Origin of the sequence: Clostridium sardiniense (genome assembly GCF_019753795.1) — a bacterium.
GTDB lineage: Bacteria > Bacillota > Clostridia > Clostridiales > Clostridiaceae > Clostridium > Clostridium sardiniense.
Genome location: NZ_JAIKTU010000001.1, coordinates 1 through 21870, shown reverse-complemented (window position 1 = coordinate 21870; position 21870 = coordinate 1). Strand labels below are relative to the sequence as shown.

The following is a 21870-nucleotide window of genomic DNA, read 5'->3' as shown; positions in this document are numbered from 1 at the left end:
CTAGAGCTATAATAAAATTTCATTAAAAATCTAATTCTTAAGAAATCTTATTATTTTCTTAAAATATAAATAAATTCTATTTCACTATATTGCATTGTATAGTACTGAATTGTATACTATAGACATGAAATATTTTACAGAAAGGTTCTGATGCCATGAATACTCAATTAAAAAAAGGTGTTTTAGAGTTATGTGTTCTTTCAGTATTATCTATTAAGGATTGTTATGGTTATGAGTTAATTAACGAAATTTCAAAACATATCTCAATTTCAGATGGCACGGTTTACCCCATTCTTCGGAGATTAACTAAGGAGGGATATTTCACCACATATCTTCAAGAATCTATGGAAGGCCCACCAAGAAAGTATTATAGACTTACAGCACTTGGCTATGATTATAAAGAAAATCTTGAACGTGAATGGTTAGCGTTCCAAAACGCAGTTAACAACATTATTATGGGAGGTTATAAGTGTGAGTAAAAATGAATTTTTATCTATACTAGCTAACGGATTAAAAGATTTCCCTGAAAAAGAGCTTGCAGATATTATATTTGATTATCAAGAGCATTTTACAGTTGGATTATCAAATGGTAAAACAGAAGAAGAAATTATAGATGAACTAGGAAATCCTTATGAATTAGTTTATCAATATAGAAGTGCATACCTAGAAAAGGTTCAAACAACTGAAGATACTACTTCATCATATACTGAAAATGATACAAAGTTTTATGGTGATGTAAAATATGAAGCTATATCTGATGAAGAAGCTACTAAAGAGGGTGAAGAAGATTCTAAGGAAAAGACTTTTGAAGACACTGAAGATTATAAATATAATTTTTCTAAAGAAGAAACCGAAAATAAAAAAGATTCAAGGCCCTTTAAAAACTTTTCATTTAGTGCTAAAGGCTTAATTAAATTTATTTTAATAATAATAGCATTTATTTTTTTAGCACCACTAGCATTAGGTGCAGGAGCCTGTGCCATTGGATTATTTATTGCTTTTGTTGCTCTTCTTGGTGCATTAATCATTGGTGGACTAGCAATAAGTGTAAGCGGAATATTTGTGATGCTTAGCAAAATAGGGATAGTTGTTATTGGTGCTTCAAGTACTCCAGCATTTATTACTGAATTTCCAAACAGCGTAATCATATTATTTATAATAGGTTCACTTGCATTAACAGCTCTTTTAACTATGCTTTCCTACTACCTTATAAAATTGGTATTATTTACGATTATAAATTTATTTAAAAAATCACCTGAAGGAGGTAATTAATATGAGAAAACCACTAATTAAAAAGAAATTTAAAATAACCTTATTAGTTCTCCTTCTTGTATGCATTTTTTCATATATAGGTGCATGTACTATTCTATATAGTGGCAATTATAGATTATCTAATTATAAAGATGAAGTTACTAAATACTTTGGTATAGATGGATCAATATTTGACTTTTCAACTTGGAATGAGCCTCATACTTCAATAAATCAATCATATAACCATAAACTAAATAAAAATATAAAAGATATCAATATAAATTATAAGTCTGCAGATATAGAGATTGAAAGTACATCTTCTAATGATATTGAAGTAAACTATTCATTAAGTGGACGTCAAAGCAAAGTAACCGAGTTTAAATATTCCACTATAAAATTTAAAGAAACAGGTGACTCATTAGAACTATCTTTACCTAATGATTTTAGCAATATCTATAATATAAGTATTACACTTTTACTTCCTAAAAGTTATACTGGAAATTTAAATATAAAATCTAGTAACGGATATGTTAATCTTAGAGATTTGACTCTTTCTAGATTAAATTTAGACCTTAATTATGGAGATATTAATCTACAGACCATAAAAGCTACTGATGCTAATTTAAAAGCTTCAAATGGTCATATACAATCAAATGATTCTAACATCAATAATTCTGATATATCCGTTAATTATGGTGATATTTATGTACAAGGTTTTATTGGAAATTCTAATATTAAATCTAATAATGGTAATATTGGAACCAATCTTTCTAAATTAGGAAAGAATACAAACATATCTACTAAATATGGAGAAATAACTTTTAATAACATTAAAAATCTTGATGATTATCAAATCTTAGCAAAAAGTAACACTAATGGTATTTATCATGAAGATAGGTCTATCAATGATAAATCTTTCTCTTTAGGTAATGGAAAGAATATTGTAAACTTAAGCAATACTAATGGAGATATTATTCTAAAATAAAAATTTAAAAACTAATTATATAAACTTCTCCCTTTATAGTAGAATATTAATATAATATTTTACCTTTAAAGGGGGATTATTTTTATGAAAGAAAAATTTATAATATTATCTTTCGATGCAGTAGATACAAATGATTTTAAATATATAAAAACATTACCTAATTTTAAAAAGCTTATGGAACAATCCTCATATTCAGATATAGTAAAATCAGTATACCCTTCTCTTACTTATCCAGCACATGTATCAATTTCAACAGGTAAATATCCTATTAATCATGGAATTGTAAATAATATTAAGATTGAACCATTTAGAAAGAATCCTGATTGGTTTTGGGAACAAAAATATATAAAAGGGCCAACAATTTATGATGTAGCTAAGGAGTCTGGATTTAGGACCTGTGCCCTACTTTGGCCAGTTACAGCAAAATCAAAGACTATTGAATTGAATTTACCTGAAGTTTTTGCAAATAGACCTTGGCAAAATCAAATTTTAGTTTCAGCTCTAAATGGCACACTATCATTTCAGCTTAAATTAAATAATTTATTTGGAAAATTAAGAGATGGACTTAATCAACCTAACTTAGATAACTTTACCTTTGAAAGCCTTATGTATGTACTTAAAAATGATCTTGCTGATTTTATATTAGTTCATCTTACAGATGTAGATACTCATAAGCATAACTTTGGTATTAAATCACCTAAAATTAAAGAAGCCTTAAATCGTCATGATGATAGACTTGGAAAAATAATTAACTTCTTAGAAGATAATAATATTTATGAAAATAGCACATTAATAGCACTTGGTGATCATAGTTTTAAGGATGCAGATTATGTAATTAAACTAAATAAATTCTTCTTAGATAAAGGCTATATCAAAGTTGATAATAAAAATAAAATAACATCATGGGATATATATTGTAACTATTGTGATGGCTCAGCTTATATTTATATAAATAAAGATTCAAATATTTCTAGAGAAACTGTTTATGTACTTATTAATAATTTCTCTAAAGATAATAATAAGTGCATAAAAAATATATATTCAAATAAAGAGGCCATATCATTCGGAGCTGATAAAAATTGTGATTTTATGTTAGAAGCAAATGATGGTTACTACTTCATTAATTCTATTGATGGAGATATAATTGAAGAAACCTCTGGAAACCACGATGTTGCAACTCATGGCTATTTCCCTGAAAGTCTAGATTATAGAACATTCTTTATGATAAAAGGGCCAAATATAAAAAAGAATAATTATATAGGTGACATGAGTCTAGTAGACGAAGGAACTACTATTTTAAATATGTTAAATCACTCAATTAAAGAATGTGATGGTAAAATACTAGATATATTTAAAATATAGAAACTACGATGTTCTCGTAGTTTTTATATTTGATATAATTATTTTTAATAATATTTTTCAACTTGAAACTTTATTGAAAATCTATATATAAAAATATAAAAGGCCTCTGTTTTTAAACAGAGGTCTTTTATCAAACTAAATGTGTCTATACAGCTTATCCTTTTCTTTGCTTCTTAGATTTTTCATAATCCTTTATAAACTTCTCAATTCCAGCATCTGTTAATGGGTGCTTTATCATATTCACTATAACATTATAAGGAATTGTTGCTATATCTGATCCTGCCATTGCCGCATCTAATACATGCATTGGATTTCTTACGCTAGCTGCAATAATTTCAGTTTCAATTCCGTGTATAGTAAACATGTCAGATATTTGCTCAATAACTTCTATCCCTGGATTTCCTATATCATCAAGCCTTCCAAGAAATGGACTTACAAAACTAGCTCCTGCTCTTGCTGCAAGTAATGCTTGAAGTGGTGAAAAGATTAATGTTACATTCGTTTTTATTTCTTCTTTTGAAAGAGTAGCTACAGCTTTAAGACCTTCCTCACACATCGGAATCTTAATTACTATATTTTTATGGATTTTAGAAAGTTCTCTAGCCTCTTTAACCATCTCATCTCCATTTAAACTCATAACTTCAGCACTTATAGGTCCATCTACAATACTACAAACCTCTTCTATAACTTCCTTTATATCTCTTCCTTCTTTAGCAATTAATGATGGATTTGTAGTCACTCCTGATAAAACTCCTAGCTTACTGGCCATTCTTATTTCTTCTACATTAGCAGTATCTATAAATATTTTCAAAAAACTCACTCCCTTACAAATTCCCTAAAGCGTTTTTAAACTTATCTTCCATAAAGCTTCTTGCATTTTTAATACCGTCTCTATAATCTCCTGTTCCTGTATACCAAAATTCAGTAACAAACCTTCTGACCCCCATATAATAAGAAGTTCTTATTATATCCTCGAAGTTAACATGACCTGTTCCAAATGGAATTTCTCTAAACTTTCCAGACACTGTTTCCTTAAGATGAATTGCCATTATATGCCCTTCCCCTTTTTTTAAATCTTCAATTACATTCTCGTTATGAGTCAATGCTGCATTTGTTATATTCCCACAATCCGGGTATACACCAAGATATGGTGAATTTATTTTCTCTACATAATTCATAGCTTTTCCTACTGTATTCATAAACTCAGTTTCCATAGTTTCAAAAGCTAATATAATACCTGATCTTGATGCCATTTCAGTTGCTTTTTTTAGATTTTCAAAGAAAATATCTCTTGTTTTTTCATTTCCGCTTTTATAATAAACATCATATCCAGCAAGCTGAATTATTCTAATTCCTAAATCATCAGCAAGCTCTATAGCTTTCTCCATTATTTCCATTGAACGCTTCCTTGTAGTTTCATCTTCGCTACCTAAAGGATACTTTCTATGTCCACTAAGACACATAGTCCTTATAGGAACACCAACTTCAAACATAAGATCTACCAGAACTTTTCTTTCTTCCTTTGTCATATCAAGCCTTTTAAGTTTTTCATCTGTTTCATCTATGCTTATTTCAATAAAGTCAAAATTATTTTCCCTTGCACATTCAAGCTTTTGTCTCCATGTAAGAGTATTTGGCATTGCTTTTTCATATAATCCAATAAAATAATCTTTCATAAAAATCTCTCCTTAAATTTAATCCTCAGAAAACCTCTTATATTCTTCTTACTATTTACTAAGCTCCATTTTGTCCATAGTAAGCATTAGGACCATGCTTTCTTGAAAAATGCTTATTTAATAAATCATCTGACATACTATTAACCTTTTGATTTGCTAAAATTTCTGTATTATATGCCATCATTGCGACTTCTTCTAAAACTACTGCATTATGGACTGCTTCATGTGCATCTTTCCCCCAAGTAAACGGTCCATGATTTTTAACAAGAACTGCTGGAATATACTTCGGATTTATATCTTTAAATCTTTCAACTATTACTGCTCCAGTATTGTATTCATAATTTCCTTCAATTTCTTCTCTTGTCATATCTCTTGTACATGGAATTTCATCTGCAAAATAATCTGCCTGAGTTGTTCCGTATGGTTTTATTCCTCTTCCTGCTTGAGCAAATATTGTTGCCCATCTTGAGTGAGTATGAACAACACCTCCAATATTTTCAAACTCTTTATAAATCTTTATATGAGTATCTGTATCTGATGAAGGTTTATATTTGCCTTCTACAACCTTTCCATCTAAATCAACAACAACCATATCTTCAGGCTTCATAGTATCATACTCAACACCTGATGGCTTAATCACTACAAGTCCTTTTTCCCTATCTATAGCTGAAACATTTCCCCATGTAAAAGTTACTAAATTGTATTTTGGAAGAAGCATATTTGCCTCATAAACTTCTTTTTTTAAGTTTTCTAACATATAAAAACCTCCCTAAAATAATCTCTTTTAATTAAGGTAGAAACCTTAAAATTTAGATTTCTACCTTTAATTTTTAAAATAGCCTTTTAATCTTTTTACATATATATCTTTGATACTCTTTTAAAATCCTTAATTACCGTTTTAGATTTTAATAATTGTCTTTTTACTATTTATTTATAAAATCAACTTAATCAGTTACTATATATAAAGCAGCTTGTCCAAGTTCTCTATTTGCTGATATTATAATATCCCTATCCGCTTCATTTATAACAGCTACATTACTTGGCCCAACGCCTGAATCAATAACTTCTGTTTTAAATTCTAAATTTTCTTTATCTATGCACTGTACATAAAATAAGTCTTTATCACATCTTCTATATCCACCAATTATTGTTGGAACTCCTCTAAGTTTTCCTCCCCATACAACGTGTCCAAAATCCATTTCTTTTGGATATTCATAAATTATTTTGTATTCATCCCCATATTTTTTATTTATTCTAAAGTGCTTTCCATGAAACTCCTCTATAGTAACTAATTCATCTTCGCCATCACCATCAATATCAACAACAGCAACATCACTTGTTGGCCTATTCATTATTTGCTCAACTAACCATTCTTCTCCGTTATTTTGAGGTGGCGTAATCCTAAATATCCCTTCTTCTGATGTTACAAGTCCAACCATCTTTCCATCATGTTCTGATCTGCAATATCCATGGTTTTTAGTTAATCCTTCTTTAATTACTTTAATTTCTATATTTTCATTTAAGTCTTCTTTAATTTCTCCAACATATATTTTCCCAGGATCACTCCAGTCTTCTTTAAATTTTTTGCTATTACATAAAACTGCCCCCAAGAAATATATCTTTCCATTTGCCTCTAGTATGTCAAAGCGATGTAGATATGGAAGTTTAAACAAAGTCTTTATTTTCCAATTCCCGTCCACATATTTTCCCCATACTATTTCAGCATCCTCTGATTGGAATGTTGGGAAAAACCTTTGTACTGCAAGGAAATCTCCATTCTTTCCCGGTATAGGTATAATTGACATTGTTCCTCCAGGACCATCCCATACTGTTGATTGTTTAAAATCTTCACCCTCATACATAAAGCAAGGGCCTTCTCCTTCTGTTGCTATAAGTATTTTTCTATCCCCATCTATAACTGTGCTACTAGTTGCATAACATCTATGTAAATCAGTTAAGAACTTCTTTTCTATCTTCATATAAAATGCCTCCCTAAATTCCAAAATTGAACATAGTACTTATCTCATAAAAAAATATTAAGAGATAAGTACTACTAAAATTTTAATCTTTATTTATTAACTATATTTTCTGTTATTTTTTCTTCAATTTCTTTTTCTGATAAAAGGTTTCTAAGTCCAATTACTATAGTTCCTGAACCTTTTGCTTTATCAAAGTTTCCTTTTAAAGCTTCTGAGCAAAATACTACATCATAACTTGATGCTTCTGTTTTTGCTGCTCCAATACTTGTATGATGAATTGATACTGGAATATTTAATTTTTTAAATACCTTTTCTATTTTCATTTTTATAATTTGGCTTGATCCCATTCCATTTCCACATGCTGCTATTACTTTTAACATAAATATCTCCTCCTAATTTAAATCAATTCTTTTTTATCTATATTTTTAACCTTTAATCTGCTTTTATATAGACTAAACCTTTATATTGTAAATCCTAAAAAGTTTAGCCCATATTAATTTATTACTAAGATTATTTGTAATCTAAACTTTAGGCCATTTCCTTCTCTTTTTCTTCATCTTCTAAATAGCCTTCGTAATCTTCAACTATTTTAAAGTACCCTTTTTTATTTTTTCTGTATTGAAGTTGTGGTATTAAAAGCATTCCTATAATTGCTATTGCCACTCCAACATAAGCGAATTTACTCATTAAAACTCCAATTACTGGCCATAATGTGTCCCAGTCAAAGTTTCCATGCCATCCACCAAATTGTGCTAATCCAAAGTAGTAAGCTGCAAATGCACCACCAAGAACTTGTATAACTCCAGATGCAAAAGGTATTATCATTGCTGCTTTTAATCCACCTTTTCTATTTGCAAATACTGCAAATGTAGCATTATCAAAGAATAATGGTACAAATCCCGCAATTATAAGCACAGGGCTCTTAAATACTACAAGACCTATTATTGCTATAAATTGACCGATTGCTCCAAATAAGAAACCAATTGTTACTGCATTTGGATGTCCAAATCCGTATGTAGCTGCACAGTCTACAGCTGGTACTGAACCTGGAAGTATTTTATTTGAAATTCCTTGGAATGATTCTGTAAGTTCTGCAACGAACATTCTAACTCCAAGTTGTAATATACTTAAATAAACTGCAAAGTTAAGTGACTTTTCTAATATATAGAATATAAAGTTTGTATTTTGATCAAATCCCTTATCAATAGTGTGCATTAAGTCTGGTCCAAGTATTCCCATTATAATTCCAAAGAAAACTGTCATTAATATACCAGTTGCTACAACGTTATCACTAAATATTGATAAGAATCCTGGAAGTTCTAAATCTTCAATGCTCTTTTTATTATTTCCTACTTTACCTGCAATCTTATCTGTAATCCAGACTCCAAGCATTTGCTGGTGTCCAATTGCAAAACCGCCACCTTCTGTAAGTTCTTGACAAGGCTCAACAGTAAGATTTGAAAATACTGCCCAATAAGTTCCTAACAAAAGTCCTAGCATAGCTACTACTCCCATATTATTCAAATCAGGAAAACAGAAGAATACAAGCCATAAAGCGGTTGCTGATTGTTGTACCATTACATGACCTGTAATAAATACTGTACGTACTTTAGTAAACTTTCTAAGTAATACAAGAACTAAGTTAAATATAAATGCTATAAGTAAAACAACCATCATCATTGAGAACGACTTTCCAGCTTTACCTATTGCTTCTTGTGCTGCCGTTTGACCAAAATATGGATCTATAACAGCTGCTTGCAAGTTAAATCTATCTTTAAGCCCTGCAAGAATTGGACGGAAGTTACTAACAAGTCCACCTGCTGCAACATTTAAAATTAAGTAACCAACTGTTGCTTTTATAAACCCTGCTAATGCATCATAAAAAGGTCTTTTTAATAATAAATAACCAATAAGAACTATAAAACCAATAAAGAATGCAGGTTTTGTTAGAATGTTATTTTGGAAAAATTCCCAAACTGAAATTACATAATCCATAAGATTTATCCTCCCTTTTATCCCTTTATATTTCATCCACCTTTAACTTAATAATTTTATCCGTATCTTTATTTTTAAGATTTAAGATAATTTAAAAAGTTTATGTATCTTAAATCTCTATAGAACTTTAGTATTTAGGTTGAACGCTAAAGTTCTATAGAAATTTTAAAACCTAAAATTAAATATTTACTATATTAATTCTTTTAAATCCTCAACTGATTTCGCTTTTAAAAGTTTCTCTACCATTTCTTCGTCTGATATAAGTTCTACCATTCTTGAAAGGTTTTGTAGGTGGATATTGTTATCTGTTGATGCTAATACAAAAAATAATTGTGCATCATATTCATCACCATCTCCAAACCTAACCGGTGTATTCGTTTTCATAAAGCATATAGAAGTTTCATTGACTCCTTTGCCTTCTTGTGCATGTGGTATAGCAATCTTTGGTGCAATTACTATATAAGGTCCATGCTTTTTAATACTTTCTATTATTAAATCCGAATATTCTCTTTCGATAGCTTTTTCTTCTTCTAAGGGAGCGCATGCAGCTTTCACTGCATCCTCCCAATTATCAAAGCCTTCATGGAAAGAATATCTCCCTTTTTCTATCAACTCTTTTAACATGTCTTTTGCCTCCCACTGCTTTTATATTTTATAGGAATGAATTGTATGGTAAGTTTATATCTACTTCGAAGCAATCATCAAATCCTCTTGGATAATGATACTCTCTCCTGTCCTTATCTTCTGGGAATGTGAACTTTCCTCCAACTTGCCATATAAATGGTTTAAATTTGTATTGTAACCTGTGTTTTTTCATATCATATAATGCTAATATTTCATTAGTATCAGCTTGGAAGTTTGACCATATATCATGATGGAATGGTATAACAACTTCTGTGTTTAATGATTCCGCCATTCTTAAAATATCAACTGAAGTCATTTTATCTGTAATACCTCTTGGATTTTCTCCGTATGATCCAAGTGCTACATCAATTTTAAAATCATTTCCATGTTTTGCATAGTAATTTGAGTAATGTGAATCTCCACTATGATATAGATTTCCGCCTGGAGTCTTTATGAAGTAGTTAACTGCTTTATAATCCATATCAACAGGCATCTTACCTCTTAAATCTCCTTCTGGTGGAGCTGTGATTAATGCTGTTCTATCAAATGATTCTAATGCATGTAATTCTATATCTTTAATTTTTACTACATCTCCTGGTTTAACAACTATACATCTTTCCTTTGGAACTCCCCAACCAATCCACTTATCTACACAAGCTTGTGGTCCTATAAACGGAACTTCTTCTGAACAATTTTTAAGAACTGCTGCTGCAACATTTACATCTATATGATCGTTGTGATCATGTGTTGATATTACTGCATCTATTTCTTTTATTGCAAATGGGTCTAATACAAATGGTGCAACTCTTAAGTTAGGTTGTAACTTCTTTCCTCCACACATTCTTGCCATTTGATGCTCTGGATTTATGTATGGATTTTTTTTTGTTTTCTTTCCACTTCCACACCAAAAATCTATACATATATTAGCGTTTCCTTCTGATTTAAGCCATATCCCTGTACAACCAAGCCACCACATTTTAAATGTTCCAGGATCTACTACTTCATTTTCTATTTCCTCATTTAACCAAGTTCCCCATTCTGGGAATGTATTTAAAATCCATGATTCTCTTGTTATTTCATTTACTGTACTCATAATATATACCTCCTACACCTTGTCCATCTTTTATGATTGTTTTGAACGTTTAAAGGTTCGTTCAATCATTTATTGACTTAATTATATACTGTAATTGTTTTCTTTGCAAGTACTTTTTGATCGTTTTTTCTTAAAAATTTTTATTTTTATGTTCTTTCTGAACTATTTTATTGATTTATATACATTTTCAATATAAAATGAATATATATATAATTTATGTTCATTTTAATTGTTCTTTTAAAATTTAAAATAAAATATAATTAACTATATAAACTGTATTTTTTAATTTATAATAATTATTGGAAATAAGTAACAACAAATTAAATTCTATATGAAGCTCTAATAAGCAAATAGCTTTTAAGGAGGAAGATAACGTGAAAAATGCAAAAGGCCTTGTCTTTAAAAGACAACAAGCCATATTAAAATATTTAAAAGAAAATAAGTTTGCTAAGACAGAAGATTTAGCAAAACTTTTAAATACTTCTAATATAACTATAAGAAGAGATTTTCAAAATTTAGAAAATGAAGGCGTTATAAAAAGACGTTACGGAGGAGCTGAACTTATAGAGGGTGCTCTAAATGAAGATCCTTATTCTAATGAAGAAAATGATGCAAGACATAAAATTAAAGAATCAATTGCTAAAAAGGCAGCAGAATTTATAGAAGATGGAGATAGCATTTTTATAAATTCAAGCTCAACTGCCATAAAGATTTTAGATTATATACAAGATAAACGAGTTGTAGTAATAACAAACAATGGAAAAATTTTAGGTATGAATCTGTCTTCTAAAGTTGAAGTAATTCTTACAGGCGGAGAAGTTTACGGAAGAAAACAATCTATGGTTGGAGACATAGCAACACAAATTATTTCAAAAATAACAGCAACAAAATGCTTTATGGGAGTGAGTGGTATAACCTCTAATTCTGGAATAAGTACTTCTGTTCTTCAAGAAACTACCGTTAATATGAAAATGCTAGAAAATTGTAATGGTCCAACATTTATATTAGCTGATAGTTCAAAAATAGGAATACATCATAATTTTTCTAGTGGTGACATAGATAAAGTAAACTATGTTATTACAGATATAAACGCTAATAAAGAAGAAGTTAAAAAATTAGAAGAAAAAGGAGTAGAAATTATTTTTTCAGAGGATAATTAAATCTAAAATTATGCTTCTTTTTTAATTTTACATGTATAACAATATTTTCTATTAAAAATAAACATTACTATACTAATACTTTAGCTTTTATTATATTTTGTATAAAATTAAATGCAACTGGAATCTTATTTTGGTAATATGAAAAAACTCCGTAAGGAGTTTTTTTCTTTATCTAATCATCTATATAATTATTGATTTTAAACCTTAATCTTAATTCATCTTTTTCTTTTTTTGTAAGCTCCATATACTTATCTGCCCATAACTCTTCTTTTACTTTTCTATATTCCATATATGAACAGTCTATTTCAGATTTAGTAATATATTCTCCATGCCAATATTCTAGTGAAAATTTGCACCAAAACTTTATAAATAGTTCCTTTTTATTGTGTATTAATAGTCCTACTTTAAAACATTTTCTCTTTTTCAAATACTCATAAAATTCAATAACATTTGTTGCTACTATTTTTTCAAAAATAAAATCATCTCTAAATACAGCCTTTGATGACTTTGAGAACTCACTTATCTTTTTAAAATCAACATTTTTTTGGAAAAGATATTCTTTTGAATAGTTATAAAGATAAATCGTATATAAATCTAATCTCATAAGATTCTCCTAATATAATTCCTTTGTATAATCTATTAATACATAATTCTAATTAGAATAACACTATCGTTATTTGCTCCTTATTAAATATAATTATTGAATATGACTATTTCTACGAACTTTATATAGTTATGTATATTTTCTTTAATTCTACTTAAACTATATTTGTATCAAACGGAGGTGTATTAATATGGCAGACGAAACAACAGGTAGATTACCTAAAAATATTAATAAGAATATCCCTACTCCTAAAGATGATGCAAAGGAAATTACAGGAGTTATTAAATATGGTAGTAGAATTGTAGGTTATGAAATTCAAAACGGTCATCAAGTGGATAAAGCAGCAGCAATTGAGATGGCTAAGAATGGTGAACTCAAAGGAGTTGCTATTAGTGTATCAGCTAAGGGTGACGAATACTTAAGAAGCCTACCTGATGATAATGAGTCAAATAACTTAAGTAATTTACCAACTATAACAATTAAATAGTAATATAAATTTAACTACACCAAAAAGAAGGAGATTATTTATAATCTCCTTCTTCCTCTATATATTGATATTTTATAAAACCACTTTCTATCATATTTTACATACTAATTTTTATTATGCAAAATATATCATCTGTCTAAACATATATCATTAAAAGTTCACTTATCTACTGATAATAAAATAATAATTCTAACTACTTTCCTTTATAATCTTATAAGCTTTAAAACTATAAATTTGTACAAATTTTAAATTTTTATATAAAAAGCCTCTTTTTTGATTAATTTACATACTTTATTAAAATTTATTTAGTATACTCATAATGAAATAATTAATACATTATAGAAAGAAGGCTATAATATGAGTTTTGAAGAAGAAATCAAAGAAAATATAAAAGAGGAAGGTTTTACTGATTGTTATGAATCAGAATATCCTAATGAAGATTCTAATTCATCTTTAGATAAAATAACCGATTCTAATTTCATTAAATTTGTTGGATTAAAAAACACAGAGCATTACTTTAATCAATGGAAAAACAATGAAAATAAAAATACTTTTTCCTCATGGAATTGGGCATCATTCTTTTTAGGTGGATACTGGCTATTATATAGAAAACTATACGCTTGGTTTGTAGGTGTAACAATAGTTGATTTTCTTGCAGTTGCAATCCTTGATAATTTTAGTCCACTTTTAGCTGGATTAATTCCACTAATTATTATGATACTTTTAGGCATATTTGGTAATTGTATTTATATAAGACATTCTAAAAAGAAAATATTATCTTTAAAGAAATTCTTTGATAAATATGGTGATACTGATGAAGCTTTAAAAGCTAATGGTGGTACTACTTTAGTTGCACCTTTAGTTTTATTAGCATCAGCAGGAGTTATTGCAATAATAGTAGGTACACTTTTAACTACTTTAATATCATCTATGGCTTATAGTTTCCCATTCTAATCTATTAAAATAATATAACATTAATAAAAAAGATAAATGATATGTTCTTATATCATTTATCTTTTTATTTATCTATAATTTATCTTTGTTAATTCTGGTATATGTCCTGTATCTTCTACTTTTTTATTATTATAAGTAAATGCTACTCCATCTACCCATTTACCTTTATATTTTCTTTGAAGAAAACTCTCAGTAAGTGATGTAGTTGTTATATATCCCCCGGATGACCCTTGAAAATATTTTTCAGACCATTTCTTATTTCCACTGTCTTTAAGATTTATATATGCAATTGATTTTCCACTAACCTTTTTTATTTCCTTAACCTCTATTGCAAATGATTTAAAATTCTTTTTTGATAAAGTGCTTGCTATAGCACTTAAATTTTCTTTTATATCATCAGACTTTGTTTTAACATTTCCAATTGTTATAGTTTTATCATTTGAAACATCTACTGAATATAACGTAAATGTCTTTTCTTTTATATTAGTATCTTTGTTTTGATCATTCTTCTTAGCTTCCTGCTCTTTTTTCGCCTTTTCTTCAGCTTCTTTCTTTTTTTTCTCTTCTGCCTCTTTCTTAGCCGCTTCTTCCTTGGCTTTCTCTTCTGCAAGCTTTAATTCTTCTTCTTTCTTTGCTTCTTCTTCAGCCTTCTCTTTTTCTAATAATTCATTTTTAGATAGGACTTCTTGATTACTATCATTCTTACTTTCCTTATCAGCACATCCAACCATACCAAGTACTGATACCCCCAGTATAAAAGCAATAAATATTTTTTTCATTTATTTCTCCCTTTCTACATAATATTTACTATCAATTAATTATATGGAAATAAATAGACTTATTCAACTACTTATATAGAATATGTTCAAAATTTAGTACCATATCTTTATTATCATATTATACCTATAACAATATATTCATTTAATTTATTATATTATTCCCCCTATTTTTGGCTCTTTATAAAATAATCTATCATTTCATCCAAACATCTTTGCGATTCAGGTAAACTTTGGTCTAACTGATATATATGCCATAGCTTTTTATGGCTTTTATCAAAGGCAACCATCCTATATGGTATTTTGTTTTCTATAAGAGCCTTTTCAATATCAATACTCTCACAATGTACCGGATCACTTTCTACAGTTGTCATAAATGTTTTTGGAAAATCCTTCGTCATATTTTTAGCTACTGATAATTCGTTTCCTATTTCTGAATCATCAATATTTTCTGTATTTAGAAGCATTTCAGCAAATTGTCTCATTATAGGTACTTTCATATAATGCACTTCCATATCATAGCAAGCTCTAAAATCGCTTAATCCACATAGCACTCCTATTGCACGTAATTTATCTTTAAAAGAGATTGTTATATTATATTTATCTTTATACCTGTCTCTCATCTCTTTATTTGTACATAAGGCACCAAGTAATCCTGCAATATGACCTCCTGCTGAATCCCCTATAATAAAAATATTATTTCTATCTCCTCCATATGTCTTTGCGTGTTTATACACCCATTCTGCACCCTTTATACAATCTTTAATTGGCTCTGGGTGAGGCTTGTTTGATGTTAATTCATAATTTATATTAAAAACAACAAATCCTTTTCCTGAAAGTAAACTACAAAAATTTCTATATATACTCTTATCTCCAACAGCCCATCCACCACCATGATAATAAATTATAATAGGTAGTGACTCTCCTATAAATCTTGGCTTATGTATATCTAACTTACAAATATCCTTTTCTTTATCATATGGAATATCTAATCTAGATATTATGTTAATAGGAACTTTGCATCTCTTATCTTTACGAGATACCAATATATCATTTATTACTCTAAAAGCTCTAAAATGAATGCTCTTTGAACATTTCTTATTTACATCCATCTCCTTAACCTCCCTCTTAAAATTATTATGTTTTAAATATGAATGCGTTATTCGGTAAAATACATATTTAAAACGTTCAAAAGAGACTAACCATATTATATTTTATAGAAAATTTCTATTAAAATATTTATGATTAATCTCTCTTAAATTTATGCAGATAGATTTTATTCTCTAATAATATTATCTCTTACATAAAGCTACTTGTCTTTTAAATTTATATAAATAAATTTGATGTAGACTCTTCCGCTTCTCCTAAGTAGTAACCTACGCCACCAAGTTTTACACCATCTATTAACTCTTCTTCTTTTATTCCCATTACATCCATAGACATTGTGCAAGCAACTACTTCAACACCACTATCTATTGCAGCTTCTATAAGTTCTTCTAAAGATTGAACATTTTTATTTTTCATTATTCCTCTTATCATTTTAGGACCAATACCAGCCATATTCATTTTAGATAAACTTAACTTTTTACTTCCTCTTGGCATCATTTTACCAAATACTTTTTCAATTAAATTCTTATCTGAATCAATCTTCTCATCTTTTCTTAATATATTAAGTCCCCAGAAAGTAAAGAACATTGTAACTTTTTTACCCATTGCAGCTGCACCATTTGCTATTATAAATGATGCTATAGCTTTATCTAAATCTCCACTAAATACAACTAATGTCTGCCCATTCTTTTCTTCTAATGTTGAATTATTATTTTTACTATCAACTGCAATTTCTGTATTTCCTTCAATACCCTTTATAATAGATGCCTTAACTATTCCCTTATCTTTTTCTACACTTACTAAAGTATTTTTTGTCCTTTTCGTAAAGGCTTCTATATCTTTAAAGAATCCTGGATCTGAAGCTCTAACATTTAGCATTTCTCCATCTTCCATCATATCCATCATCATCTTAACTTGCATTAATGGTCCTGGACAGCATAATCCTTCCGCATCTAATTCTCTAACTTTTCTTTCTCTATTATCTTCTATTGCTATTTCCTGATGTTGCCTGGCACAGCCTCTATCTAAGCCATTTTCATTTCCACCTTTATCACTATCATCAAAAGTTATTTCTTTTGCTTTATATCCAAAAGTTTTATATGCTTTATATCCGCCAGATAGATTTTTAGTCTTAAACCCACGACCTTTAAGTATTCTCTCACCAATCCAACCTCTTACTCCAACAGCACAATAAACCCATATTTCTTTATTTCTATCCAATTCATTTAATCTACTTCTTAAATTATTTAAAGGAATATGAACAGCACCTTCAATCATTCCACCTTCAACTTCAATTGAATCTCTTAAATCGACTAATATTGCTTTATCTTTATCAAAATCCTTAAGATCTTCTACAAAGAATAAATTAGTTAATCTTTTCTCTTCATTGTCTGCAATAAATCCTGCCATGTTTGCTGGTGATTTAGCTGATAAGAAAGGTGGTGCATATGCAAGCTCAAGCTCTCTTAAATCTTCCATTGTTCCTTTAAGCTTTATAACAGTAGCTATTACATCGATAAATTTATCAACACCATCTACTCCAACACATTGAGCTCCTAGTACTTTTCCTTCTACATCATATAAAACTTTTATTGATAGTTGCTTAGCACCTGGATAATAACCAGCATGAGTCATTGGATATAGATAAACTTTTTTATAATTAACTCCTAAATTATTAAGAGTTCTTTCATTATTTCCTGTTGATGCTGCTACTAAATCAAATACTTTTATTATTGATGTTCCAAGAGTTCCTTTATACTCTGATTTTATTCCTGAAATATTATCTGCTATTATTCTACCTTGTCTATTTGCAGGACCAGCAAGAGGAATATACGCAACCTTTCCATTTATAAAATCTGAAACTGCAACTGCATCTCCAGCAGCATATATATTTTCTATATTAGTTCTCATATTTTTATTAACTATTATATGACCTCTTTCACCAAGTTCTATTCCTGATTTCTTTATGAAATCAGTATCTGGCATAACTCCAATTGCAGAGATTACTATATCTGATGTTACACTTTTTCCACTATTTAATTTAACACTTATAGTATCATTATTTTCTTCAAATGCTTCTACTCTATCATTTAGAATAATTGATACTCCATTATCATTCATTTCCATCTCTAATAATTCTGACATCTCTGAATCAAAGGGTGCTAAGATATGTGGTGCAGCTTCAATTAGGTTTACGTTAATCCCTCTATGTTTTAGATTTTCAGCTACTTCAATTCCTATAAAACCTCCACCTATTACTATTGCATTTCTTACATCGCCTTTATCAACAGCATCCTTTATTAAATCCATATCATTTATAGTTCTAAGAATATGAATCTTTTCACTATCACATCCTGGTAATTTTGGTGTAATTGGTTTTGCACCAGGAGCCAGCACCAAATAGTCATACTCTTCTTCATATGAACCATCATTTTTTGATCTAACTTTTATTCTCTTATTTTCTGTATCAATTCCAGTAACTTCACTATTAACTCTTACATCTATCTCAAATCTATCTCTCATTTTTTCAGGACTTTGAAGTATTAATTTTCCTCTATCTTTAATCACTTCTCCAATATGATAAGGTAATCCACAATTTGCAAATGATATGTAATCTCCCTTTTCAAAAATTATTATCTCTGCCTCTTCATCTAACCTTCTAAGTCTTGCAGCAGTAGATGCTCCACCTGCAACTCCTCCAACAATTAAAACTTTCTTTTTCATAACCTATATCCTCCCTCTAAAAAACTTACTAACAATTATTCACCTAATAAAGTTTTTATAATTTTCTCTACTCTTTTATCTTTTATTTTATAATTTATTTCTAATCCGTTTCTTTCGCCTTCAATAATTCCAACACTTCTAAGCTTTTGTAGATGTTGTGATATAGTTGACTGTGGCATTCCTAAACAGTCTTGCATAAAGCTTACATTACAACTATCCTTTTGCATTAATCCTCTTACAATGCAAAGTCTAACTGGATGCGCTAAAACCTTTAGAAATTCAGCCTGCGATTCTAATTCTTTATAATTATTTTGCATATATAACACCTTCTTAATTCTTCATTATTTATCATTATATCGTAATATTACGATATAATGATAAATAAGTCAATAATAAAATTATATCAAGATAAATATATTAGAATACCTTGATATAATTTAAAATAATCTCTATGATATTATTTGATCTGGATTTAATCCTCCTAATATAGCTTGTAACACCTCTTTATCATTTTGTATTTTCCACTTTCCATCTTCTTTTTTAAGTATCACTGTTACATCTGTAGTAATTAATGAATTAGTCTGATTTTCTAATGCAGTTATAAATGCTTTATCAAAATCACTTCCTACTGCATCACCATCTACAGATTCATTATTTAATGTTGCTTCATTAATTCTAAGTGACTGAACATTTTGCATATACTCATTATAAATCTGTGACCCATTTAGCGCAGTTACCTCAACTTTGACCTTAGACTCCTTATCTTTTTCTTCTGAATCTAATATTTTATAATTTAATTTACTACTCCAATATTTAAGGGCTTCTATTCTACTCTTATCATAATCTTCAAATTGCTTTATTGATTTTTGAAGAAGTCCACCATCTTCTACATATTCATTAGCTTTACTTAAATCCATATTTTGATACGCACTAAAAAAATCTTTAACACTATCTTTTGCTTCTGTTTTTCCTCCACAACTAATTAAAAATACTGACATAAATATAGCTACTAAAACTAATATTATCTTTTTCATATTTAGTCTCCCCCACTTTTCTCTAGAACTTTAATTTTTCTGGATCAAATCCACCATAAAGTGCATTTGTGAAACTTTGATTTCCTATTATATACCATTTACCATCTTTATTTTCTAATTCAATATTAACTGTATTTGTTACAATTTCATTGTTTTTGCTTTTTATTGAATCTATTAATGCCTTATCATAAGCTTGCATATAATTTTTCTTATCTTGTGGATCCTTTGCAGATATGTATTTCTCTTTTAAACTAAGTAAGCTCTCCATATAATCACTGTATATTTTTTGACCATTAAGTGTTGATACATTTACCGTTGCCTCTGCACTTTCGTTAGTTACTTCCATTGACTTTATTTCATAACCAGTCTTTTCAACCCAATATCCTATTGCATCCTTCTCTCCATTTGTAAAATCTTTATATGCTGTAAAGTCTATATTTTTATCAACAAGCAAATATTTTTTTGCATTATCAAAGTTACATTTTTTAAATTCTGCAAAAAATGAGTTTATTGTATTTTCGGGAGCAACTTTTTTGGTCTGTTCATTTACCTTATTGTTAGTAGTATTATTTCCACACCCAATTAATCCAAACGTAATTCCTAATGCTAATATAAGCGCAATCAATTTTTTCATAAAAATCCCCTCCTATTAAACATACTATAATTATACCAACTATTATTAGTATGATTATTTACTTGCTTATTTATTAACACTAATTTTACTTTGATAAAAAAAGAATGTTAGTAAGATTCTCAATTATCTTACTAACATTCTCCTTAATTATATTCCACTTACTTTAAGAAAGCCTTTTCCTTGAACTTCATCAATTTGTCCAATTGTAAAAAATGCTTCGGGATCAATAGTATCTATAAATTCTTTAACTTTCTCAAGTTCCTTCTTATCTAAAACTGAATATATTATTTGTTTATTTTCTTTGCTATATGCTCCTGCCCCTGAAAGAGAAGTACATCCTCTTTTTAATTCATCCATTATAAAGCTTGCTATTTCTTCATTCTTATCACTTATTATTGTAATTTGTTTCTTTTGATTCATAACCGCAATTATTTTATCTATAAGCGGCCCATTTAATATTACTGATAAAAGTGCATAAAATCCTTTATCTGCTCCAAATGTTATAGCACCTAATAATGTTACTAGAAAGTCAACACATAATAGAGATATACCTATATTAAAACTTGTATACTTATTTAGTATTTTAGCTAAAATATCTGTTCCTCCAGTTGATGCATTTATATTAAAAACTATTGCAAGTCCTATTGCTGTTATAATTGTTCCAAAAACTGTAGCAAGCATTAAATCACTTGTTAAAGCCTGTGGATGTATAAATTCATCCATAAACCATAATATAAATGATAGACCAAAGCTAGCATATATAGTTTTAAAACCGAAATCACCGCCAACTACTATGAAAGCTATCACAAATAAAAATAAATTCATTACAAAGGTTATACCTCCAACAGTCAATGCTGGGAAATAATGCGTTATTACAACTGAAAGTCCTGTGACCCCTCCTGCTGCTAAATTATTAGGTGCAAAAAAATATTCAATTGATATTGCTATTAAAAAAACACCTAAGGTTATAATTCCATATTCCTTTATATTTTGCTTCAAAATTAATCTCTCCTAATGTATATTACTATTTTGTCTTTTGTCTAAATACAATATTTAGAATAACAGAATTTTTTTATTTCTCATAGTATTTTTTAAAAAATATAATTATTTTTTAATGTTTAATTTATTAATTTTTTCCTTATAAAAATACATATTCTAATACCTTATATATTAAATTTCCTATTTACATGAATTTTTATAAATCAAATTTTATATTTCTTATTGACTAAATCATGACCACCCGTAAAACGGGTGGTTTGCTCTAGCCCTATAAGGGCATGTTACTGGCTGTGCTACTCGCACATCGAAACGGTTTGCCAACCGCATACTTTTACAAACTGCACCTATAAGGTGCTTTATTTCTTATTTCCTTTCACCGGCTCACCCGTAAACGGGTCGATATATTCCTTCAAACTTATTTGTTCA

At 28.8% G+C, this 21870-nt stretch carries 23 protein-coding genes and 1 pseudogene; 7 read left to right on the top strand and 17 right to left on the bottom strand.

Annotation, left to right across the window (positions count from 1 at the left end; genetic code table 11):
• Window positions 1-155 precede the first annotated feature (155 nt).
• The 4 genes from K5V21_RS00115 (at window position 156) to K5V21_RS00100 (ending at window position 3598) form a co-directional block, all read left to right on the top strand.
• Window positions 156-479 carry a PadR family transcriptional regulator gene (locus tag K5V21_RS00115; RefSeq protein WP_221858192.1) on the top strand — a complete coding sequence of 108 codons (324 nt, stop codon included), beginning with the start codon at window positions 156-158 and terminating at the stop codon, window positions 477-479.
• Window positions 472-1272, top strand: a complete 801-nt coding sequence (locus K5V21_RS00110; RefSeq protein ID WP_221858191.1) for a DUF1700 domain-containing protein — start codon at window positions 472-474, stop codon at window positions 1270-1272. Before K5V21_RS00115 ends, K5V21_RS00110 begins: the two co-directional genes overlap by 8 nt.
• Before the next feature lies 1 nt (window position 1273).
• On the top strand, window positions 1274-2236 hold the full coding sequence (locus tag K5V21_RS00105; protein ID WP_221858190.1) for a DUF4097 family beta strand repeat-containing protein: 963 nt from the start codon (window positions 1274-1276) through the stop codon (window positions 2234-2236).
• 84 nt (window positions 2237-2320) lie between these two features.
• Window positions 2321-3598 (top strand): alkaline phosphatase family protein, encoded by a 1278-nt coding sequence (locus K5V21_RS00100; RefSeq protein ID WP_221858189.1) that lies wholly within the window; start codon window positions 2321-2323, stop codon window positions 3596-3598.
• A gap of 154 nt (window positions 3599-3752) precedes the next feature.
• On the opposite strand, the gene fsa is transcribed toward K5V21_RS00100, so the two are convergent.
• From fsa to ulaG, 8 genes are all read right to left on the bottom strand, one after another.
• Window positions 3753-4409, bottom strand: a complete 657-nt coding sequence (gene fsa / locus K5V21_RS00095) for a fructose-6-phosphate aldolase (RefSeq protein ID WP_221858188.1) — start codon at window positions 4407-4409, stop codon at window positions 3753-3755.
• A gap of 13 nt (window positions 4410-4422) precedes the next feature.
• Window positions 4423-5274: an L-ribulose-5-phosphate 3-epimerase gene (locus K5V21_RS00090; protein WP_221858187.1), complete on the bottom strand. Its 852-nt coding sequence runs from the start codon at window positions 5272-5274 to the stop codon at window positions 4423-4425.
• A 58-nt stretch (window positions 5275-5332) separates the two neighbouring features.
• On the bottom strand, window positions 5333-6031 hold the full coding sequence (gene araD, locus K5V21_RS00085) for an L-ribulose-5-phosphate 4-epimerase (protein ID WP_204593866.1): 699 nt from the start codon (window positions 6029-6031) through the stop codon (window positions 5333-5335).
• A 187-nt stretch (window positions 6032-6218) separates the two neighbouring features.
• Window positions 6219-7253, bottom strand: a complete 1035-nt coding sequence (locus tag K5V21_RS00080) for a hypothetical protein (protein WP_221858186.1) — start codon at window positions 7251-7253, stop codon at window positions 6219-6221.
• 89 nt (window positions 7254-7342) lie between these two features.
• Entirely contained in the window at window positions 7343-7633 is a 291-nt protein-coding gene (locus tag K5V21_RS00075; RefSeq protein ID WP_204593868.1) for a PTS sugar transporter subunit IIB, read from the bottom strand.
• Between the two features lie 148 nt (window positions 7634-7781).
• Window positions 7782-9248: a PTS ascorbate transporter subunit IIC gene (locus K5V21_RS00070; protein ID WP_221858184.1), complete on the bottom strand. Its 1467-nt coding sequence runs from the start codon at window positions 9246-9248 to the stop codon at window positions 7782-7784.
• Window positions 9249-9437: 189 nt separating this feature from the next.
• Window positions 9438-9872 carry a PTS sugar transporter subunit IIA gene (locus K5V21_RS00065; protein ID WP_221858182.1) on the bottom strand — a complete coding sequence of 145 codons (435 nt, stop codon included), beginning with the start codon at window positions 9870-9872 and terminating at the stop codon, window positions 9438-9440.
• A gap of 28 nt (window positions 9873-9900) precedes the next feature.
• Window positions 9901-10965 (bottom strand): L-ascorbate 6-phosphate lactonase, encoded by a 1065-nt coding sequence (gene ulaG, locus K5V21_RS00060; protein WP_221858181.1) that lies wholly within the window; start codon window positions 10963-10965, stop codon window positions 9901-9903.
• A gap of 374 nt (window positions 10966-11339) precedes the next feature.
• Between ulaG and K5V21_RS00055 the strand changes: the two genes are divergently transcribed.
• A complete protein-coding gene (locus tag K5V21_RS00055; RefSeq protein WP_204593873.1) occupies window positions 11340-12125 on the top strand; it encodes a DeoR/GlpR family DNA-binding transcription regulator in 786 nt (261 codons plus the stop codon).
• A gap of 172 nt (window positions 12126-12297) precedes the next feature.
• Here K5V21_RS00055 and K5V21_RS00050 read toward each other — a convergent pair whose 3' ends face one another.
• Complete coding sequence (locus K5V21_RS00050; RefSeq protein WP_221858180.1) at window positions 12298-12729, bottom strand: hypothetical protein; 432 nt, start codon at window positions 12727-12729, stop codon at window positions 12298-12300.
• Window positions 12730-12919: 190 nt separating this feature from the next.
• On the opposite strand from K5V21_RS00050, the gene K5V21_RS00045 reads away from it, so the two are divergent.
• Together K5V21_RS00045 and K5V21_RS00040 are read left to right on the top strand one after the other, a co-directional pair.
• Window positions 12920-13216, top strand: coding sequence for a DUF3892 domain-containing protein (locus K5V21_RS00045; RefSeq protein WP_204593877.1), 297 nt, complete (start codon window positions 12920-12922; stop codon window positions 13214-13216).
• A gap of 357 nt (window positions 13217-13573) precedes the next feature.
• Window positions 13574-14170 (top strand): DUF2628 domain-containing protein, encoded by a 597-nt coding sequence (locus tag K5V21_RS00040; RefSeq protein WP_221858179.1) that lies wholly within the window; start codon window positions 13574-13576, stop codon window positions 14168-14170.
• A gap of 68 nt (window positions 14171-14238) precedes the next feature.
• Here the strand turns inward: K5V21_RS00040 and K5V21_RS00035 are convergent, their stop codons facing one another.
• From K5V21_RS00035 to K5V21_RS19820, 8 genes and pseudogenes are all read right to left on the bottom strand, one after another.
• Window positions 14239-14949, bottom strand: coding sequence for a hypothetical protein (locus tag K5V21_RS00035; RefSeq protein ID WP_221858178.1), 711 nt, complete (start codon window positions 14947-14949; stop codon window positions 14239-14241).
• Window positions 14950-15113: 164 nt separating this feature from the next.
• A complete protein-coding gene (locus K5V21_RS00030) occupies window positions 15114-16058 on the bottom strand; it encodes an alpha/beta hydrolase (RefSeq protein WP_221858177.1) in 945 nt (314 codons plus the stop codon).
• Window positions 16059-16272: 214 nt separating this feature from the next.
• On the bottom strand, window positions 16273-18777 hold the full coding sequence (locus K5V21_RS00025; RefSeq protein WP_221858176.1) for a DsrE/DsrF/DrsH-like family protein: 2505 nt from the start codon (window positions 18775-18777) through the stop codon (window positions 16273-16275).
• Between the two features lie 35 nt (window positions 18778-18812).
• Complete coding sequence (locus K5V21_RS00020) at window positions 18813-19094, bottom strand: ArsR/SmtB family transcription factor (protein ID WP_221858175.1); 282 nt, start codon at window positions 19092-19094, stop codon at window positions 18813-18815.
• 132 nt (window positions 19095-19226) lie between these two features.
• A complete protein-coding gene (locus K5V21_RS00015; protein WP_221858173.1) occupies window positions 19227-19811 on the bottom strand; it encodes a DUF4878 domain-containing protein in 585 nt (194 codons plus the stop codon).
• 22 nt (window positions 19812-19833) lie between these two features.
• Window positions 19834-20445: an LptM family lipoprotein gene (locus tag K5V21_RS00010; protein ID WP_221858172.1), complete on the bottom strand. Its 612-nt coding sequence runs from the start codon at window positions 20443-20445 to the stop codon at window positions 19834-19836.
• Between the two features lie 147 nt (window positions 20446-20592).
• Window positions 20593-21444 carry a YitT family protein gene (locus tag K5V21_RS00005; RefSeq protein WP_221858171.1) on the bottom strand — a complete coding sequence of 284 codons (852 nt, stop codon included), beginning with the start codon at window positions 21442-21444 and terminating at the stop codon, window positions 20593-20595.
• Window positions 21445-21800: 356 nt separating this feature from the next.
• Window positions 21801-21870 (bottom strand): annotated as a pseudogene (locus K5V21_RS19820) (IS200/IS605 family transposase); the annotation flags it as partial.

Excerpts from the sequence above, each read along its gene's own strand:
- K5V21_RS00115 (WP_221858192.1), top strand. The coding sequence starts at position 156 with ATGAATACTCAATTAAAAAAAGGTGTTTTAGAGTTATGTGTTCTTTCA.
- K5V21_RS00105 (WP_221858190.1), top strand. The coding sequence starts at position 1,274 with ATGAGAAAACCACTAATTAAAAAGAAATTTAAAATAACCTTATTAGTT.
- K5V21_RS00100 (WP_221858189.1), top strand. The coding sequence starts at position 2,321 with ATGAAAGAAAAATTTATAATATTATCTTTCGATGCAGTAGATACAAAT.
- K5V21_RS00090 (WP_221858187.1), bottom strand. The coding sequence starts at position 5,274 with ATGAAAGATTATTTTATTGGATTATATGAAAAAGCAATGCCAAATACT.
- araD (WP_204593866.1), bottom strand. The coding sequence starts at position 6,031 with ATGTTAGAAAACTTAAAAAAAGAAGTTTATGAGGCAAATATGCTTCTT.
- K5V21_RS00080 (WP_221858186.1), bottom strand. The coding sequence starts at position 7,253 with ATGAAGATAGAAAAGAAGTTCTTAACTGATTTACATAGATGTTATGCA.
- K5V21_RS00075 (WP_204593868.1), bottom strand. The coding sequence starts at position 7,633 with ATGTTAAAAGTAATAGCAGCATGTGGAAATGGAATGGGATCAAGCCAA.
- K5V21_RS00070 (WP_221858184.1), bottom strand. The coding sequence starts at position 9,248 with ATGGATTATGTAATTTCAGTTTGGGAATTTTTCCAAAATAACATTCTA.
- K5V21_RS00065 (WP_221858182.1), bottom strand. The coding sequence starts at position 9,872 with ATGTTAAAAGAGTTGATAGAAAAAGGGAGATATTCTTTCCATGAAGGC.
- ulaG (WP_221858181.1), bottom strand. The coding sequence starts at position 10,965 with ATGAGTACAGTAAATGAAATAACAAGAGAATCATGGATTTTAAATACA.
- K5V21_RS00050 (WP_221858180.1), bottom strand. The coding sequence starts at position 12,729 with ATGAGATTAGATTTATATACGATTTATCTTTATAACTATTCAAAAGAA.
- K5V21_RS00045 (WP_204593877.1), top strand. The coding sequence starts at position 12,920 with ATGGCAGACGAAACAACAGGTAGATTACCTAAAAATATTAATAAGAAT.
- K5V21_RS00040 (WP_221858179.1), top strand. The coding sequence starts at position 13,574 with ATGAGTTTTGAAGAAGAAATCAAAGAAAATATAAAAGAGGAAGGTTTT.
- K5V21_RS00035 (WP_221858178.1), bottom strand. The coding sequence starts at position 14,949 with ATGAAAAAAATATTTATTGCTTTTATACTGGGGGTATCAGTACTTGGT.
- K5V21_RS00030 (WP_221858177.1), bottom strand. The coding sequence starts at position 16,058 with ATGGATGTAAATAAGAAATGTTCAAAGAGCATTCATTTTAGAGCTTTT.
- K5V21_RS00025 (WP_221858176.1), bottom strand. The coding sequence starts at position 18,777 with ATGAAAAAGAAAGTTTTAATTGTTGGAGGAGTTGCAGGTGGAGCATCT.
- K5V21_RS00020 (WP_221858175.1), bottom strand. The coding sequence starts at position 19,094 with ATGCAAAATAATTATAAAGAATTAGAATCGCAGGCTGAATTTCTAAAG.
- K5V21_RS00015 (WP_221858173.1), bottom strand. The coding sequence starts at position 19,811 with ATGAAAAAGATAATATTAGTTTTAGTAGCTATATTTATGTCAGTATTT.
- K5V21_RS00010 (WP_221858172.1), bottom strand. The coding sequence starts at position 20,445 with ATGAAAAAATTGATTGCGCTTATATTAGCATTAGGAATTACGTTTGGA.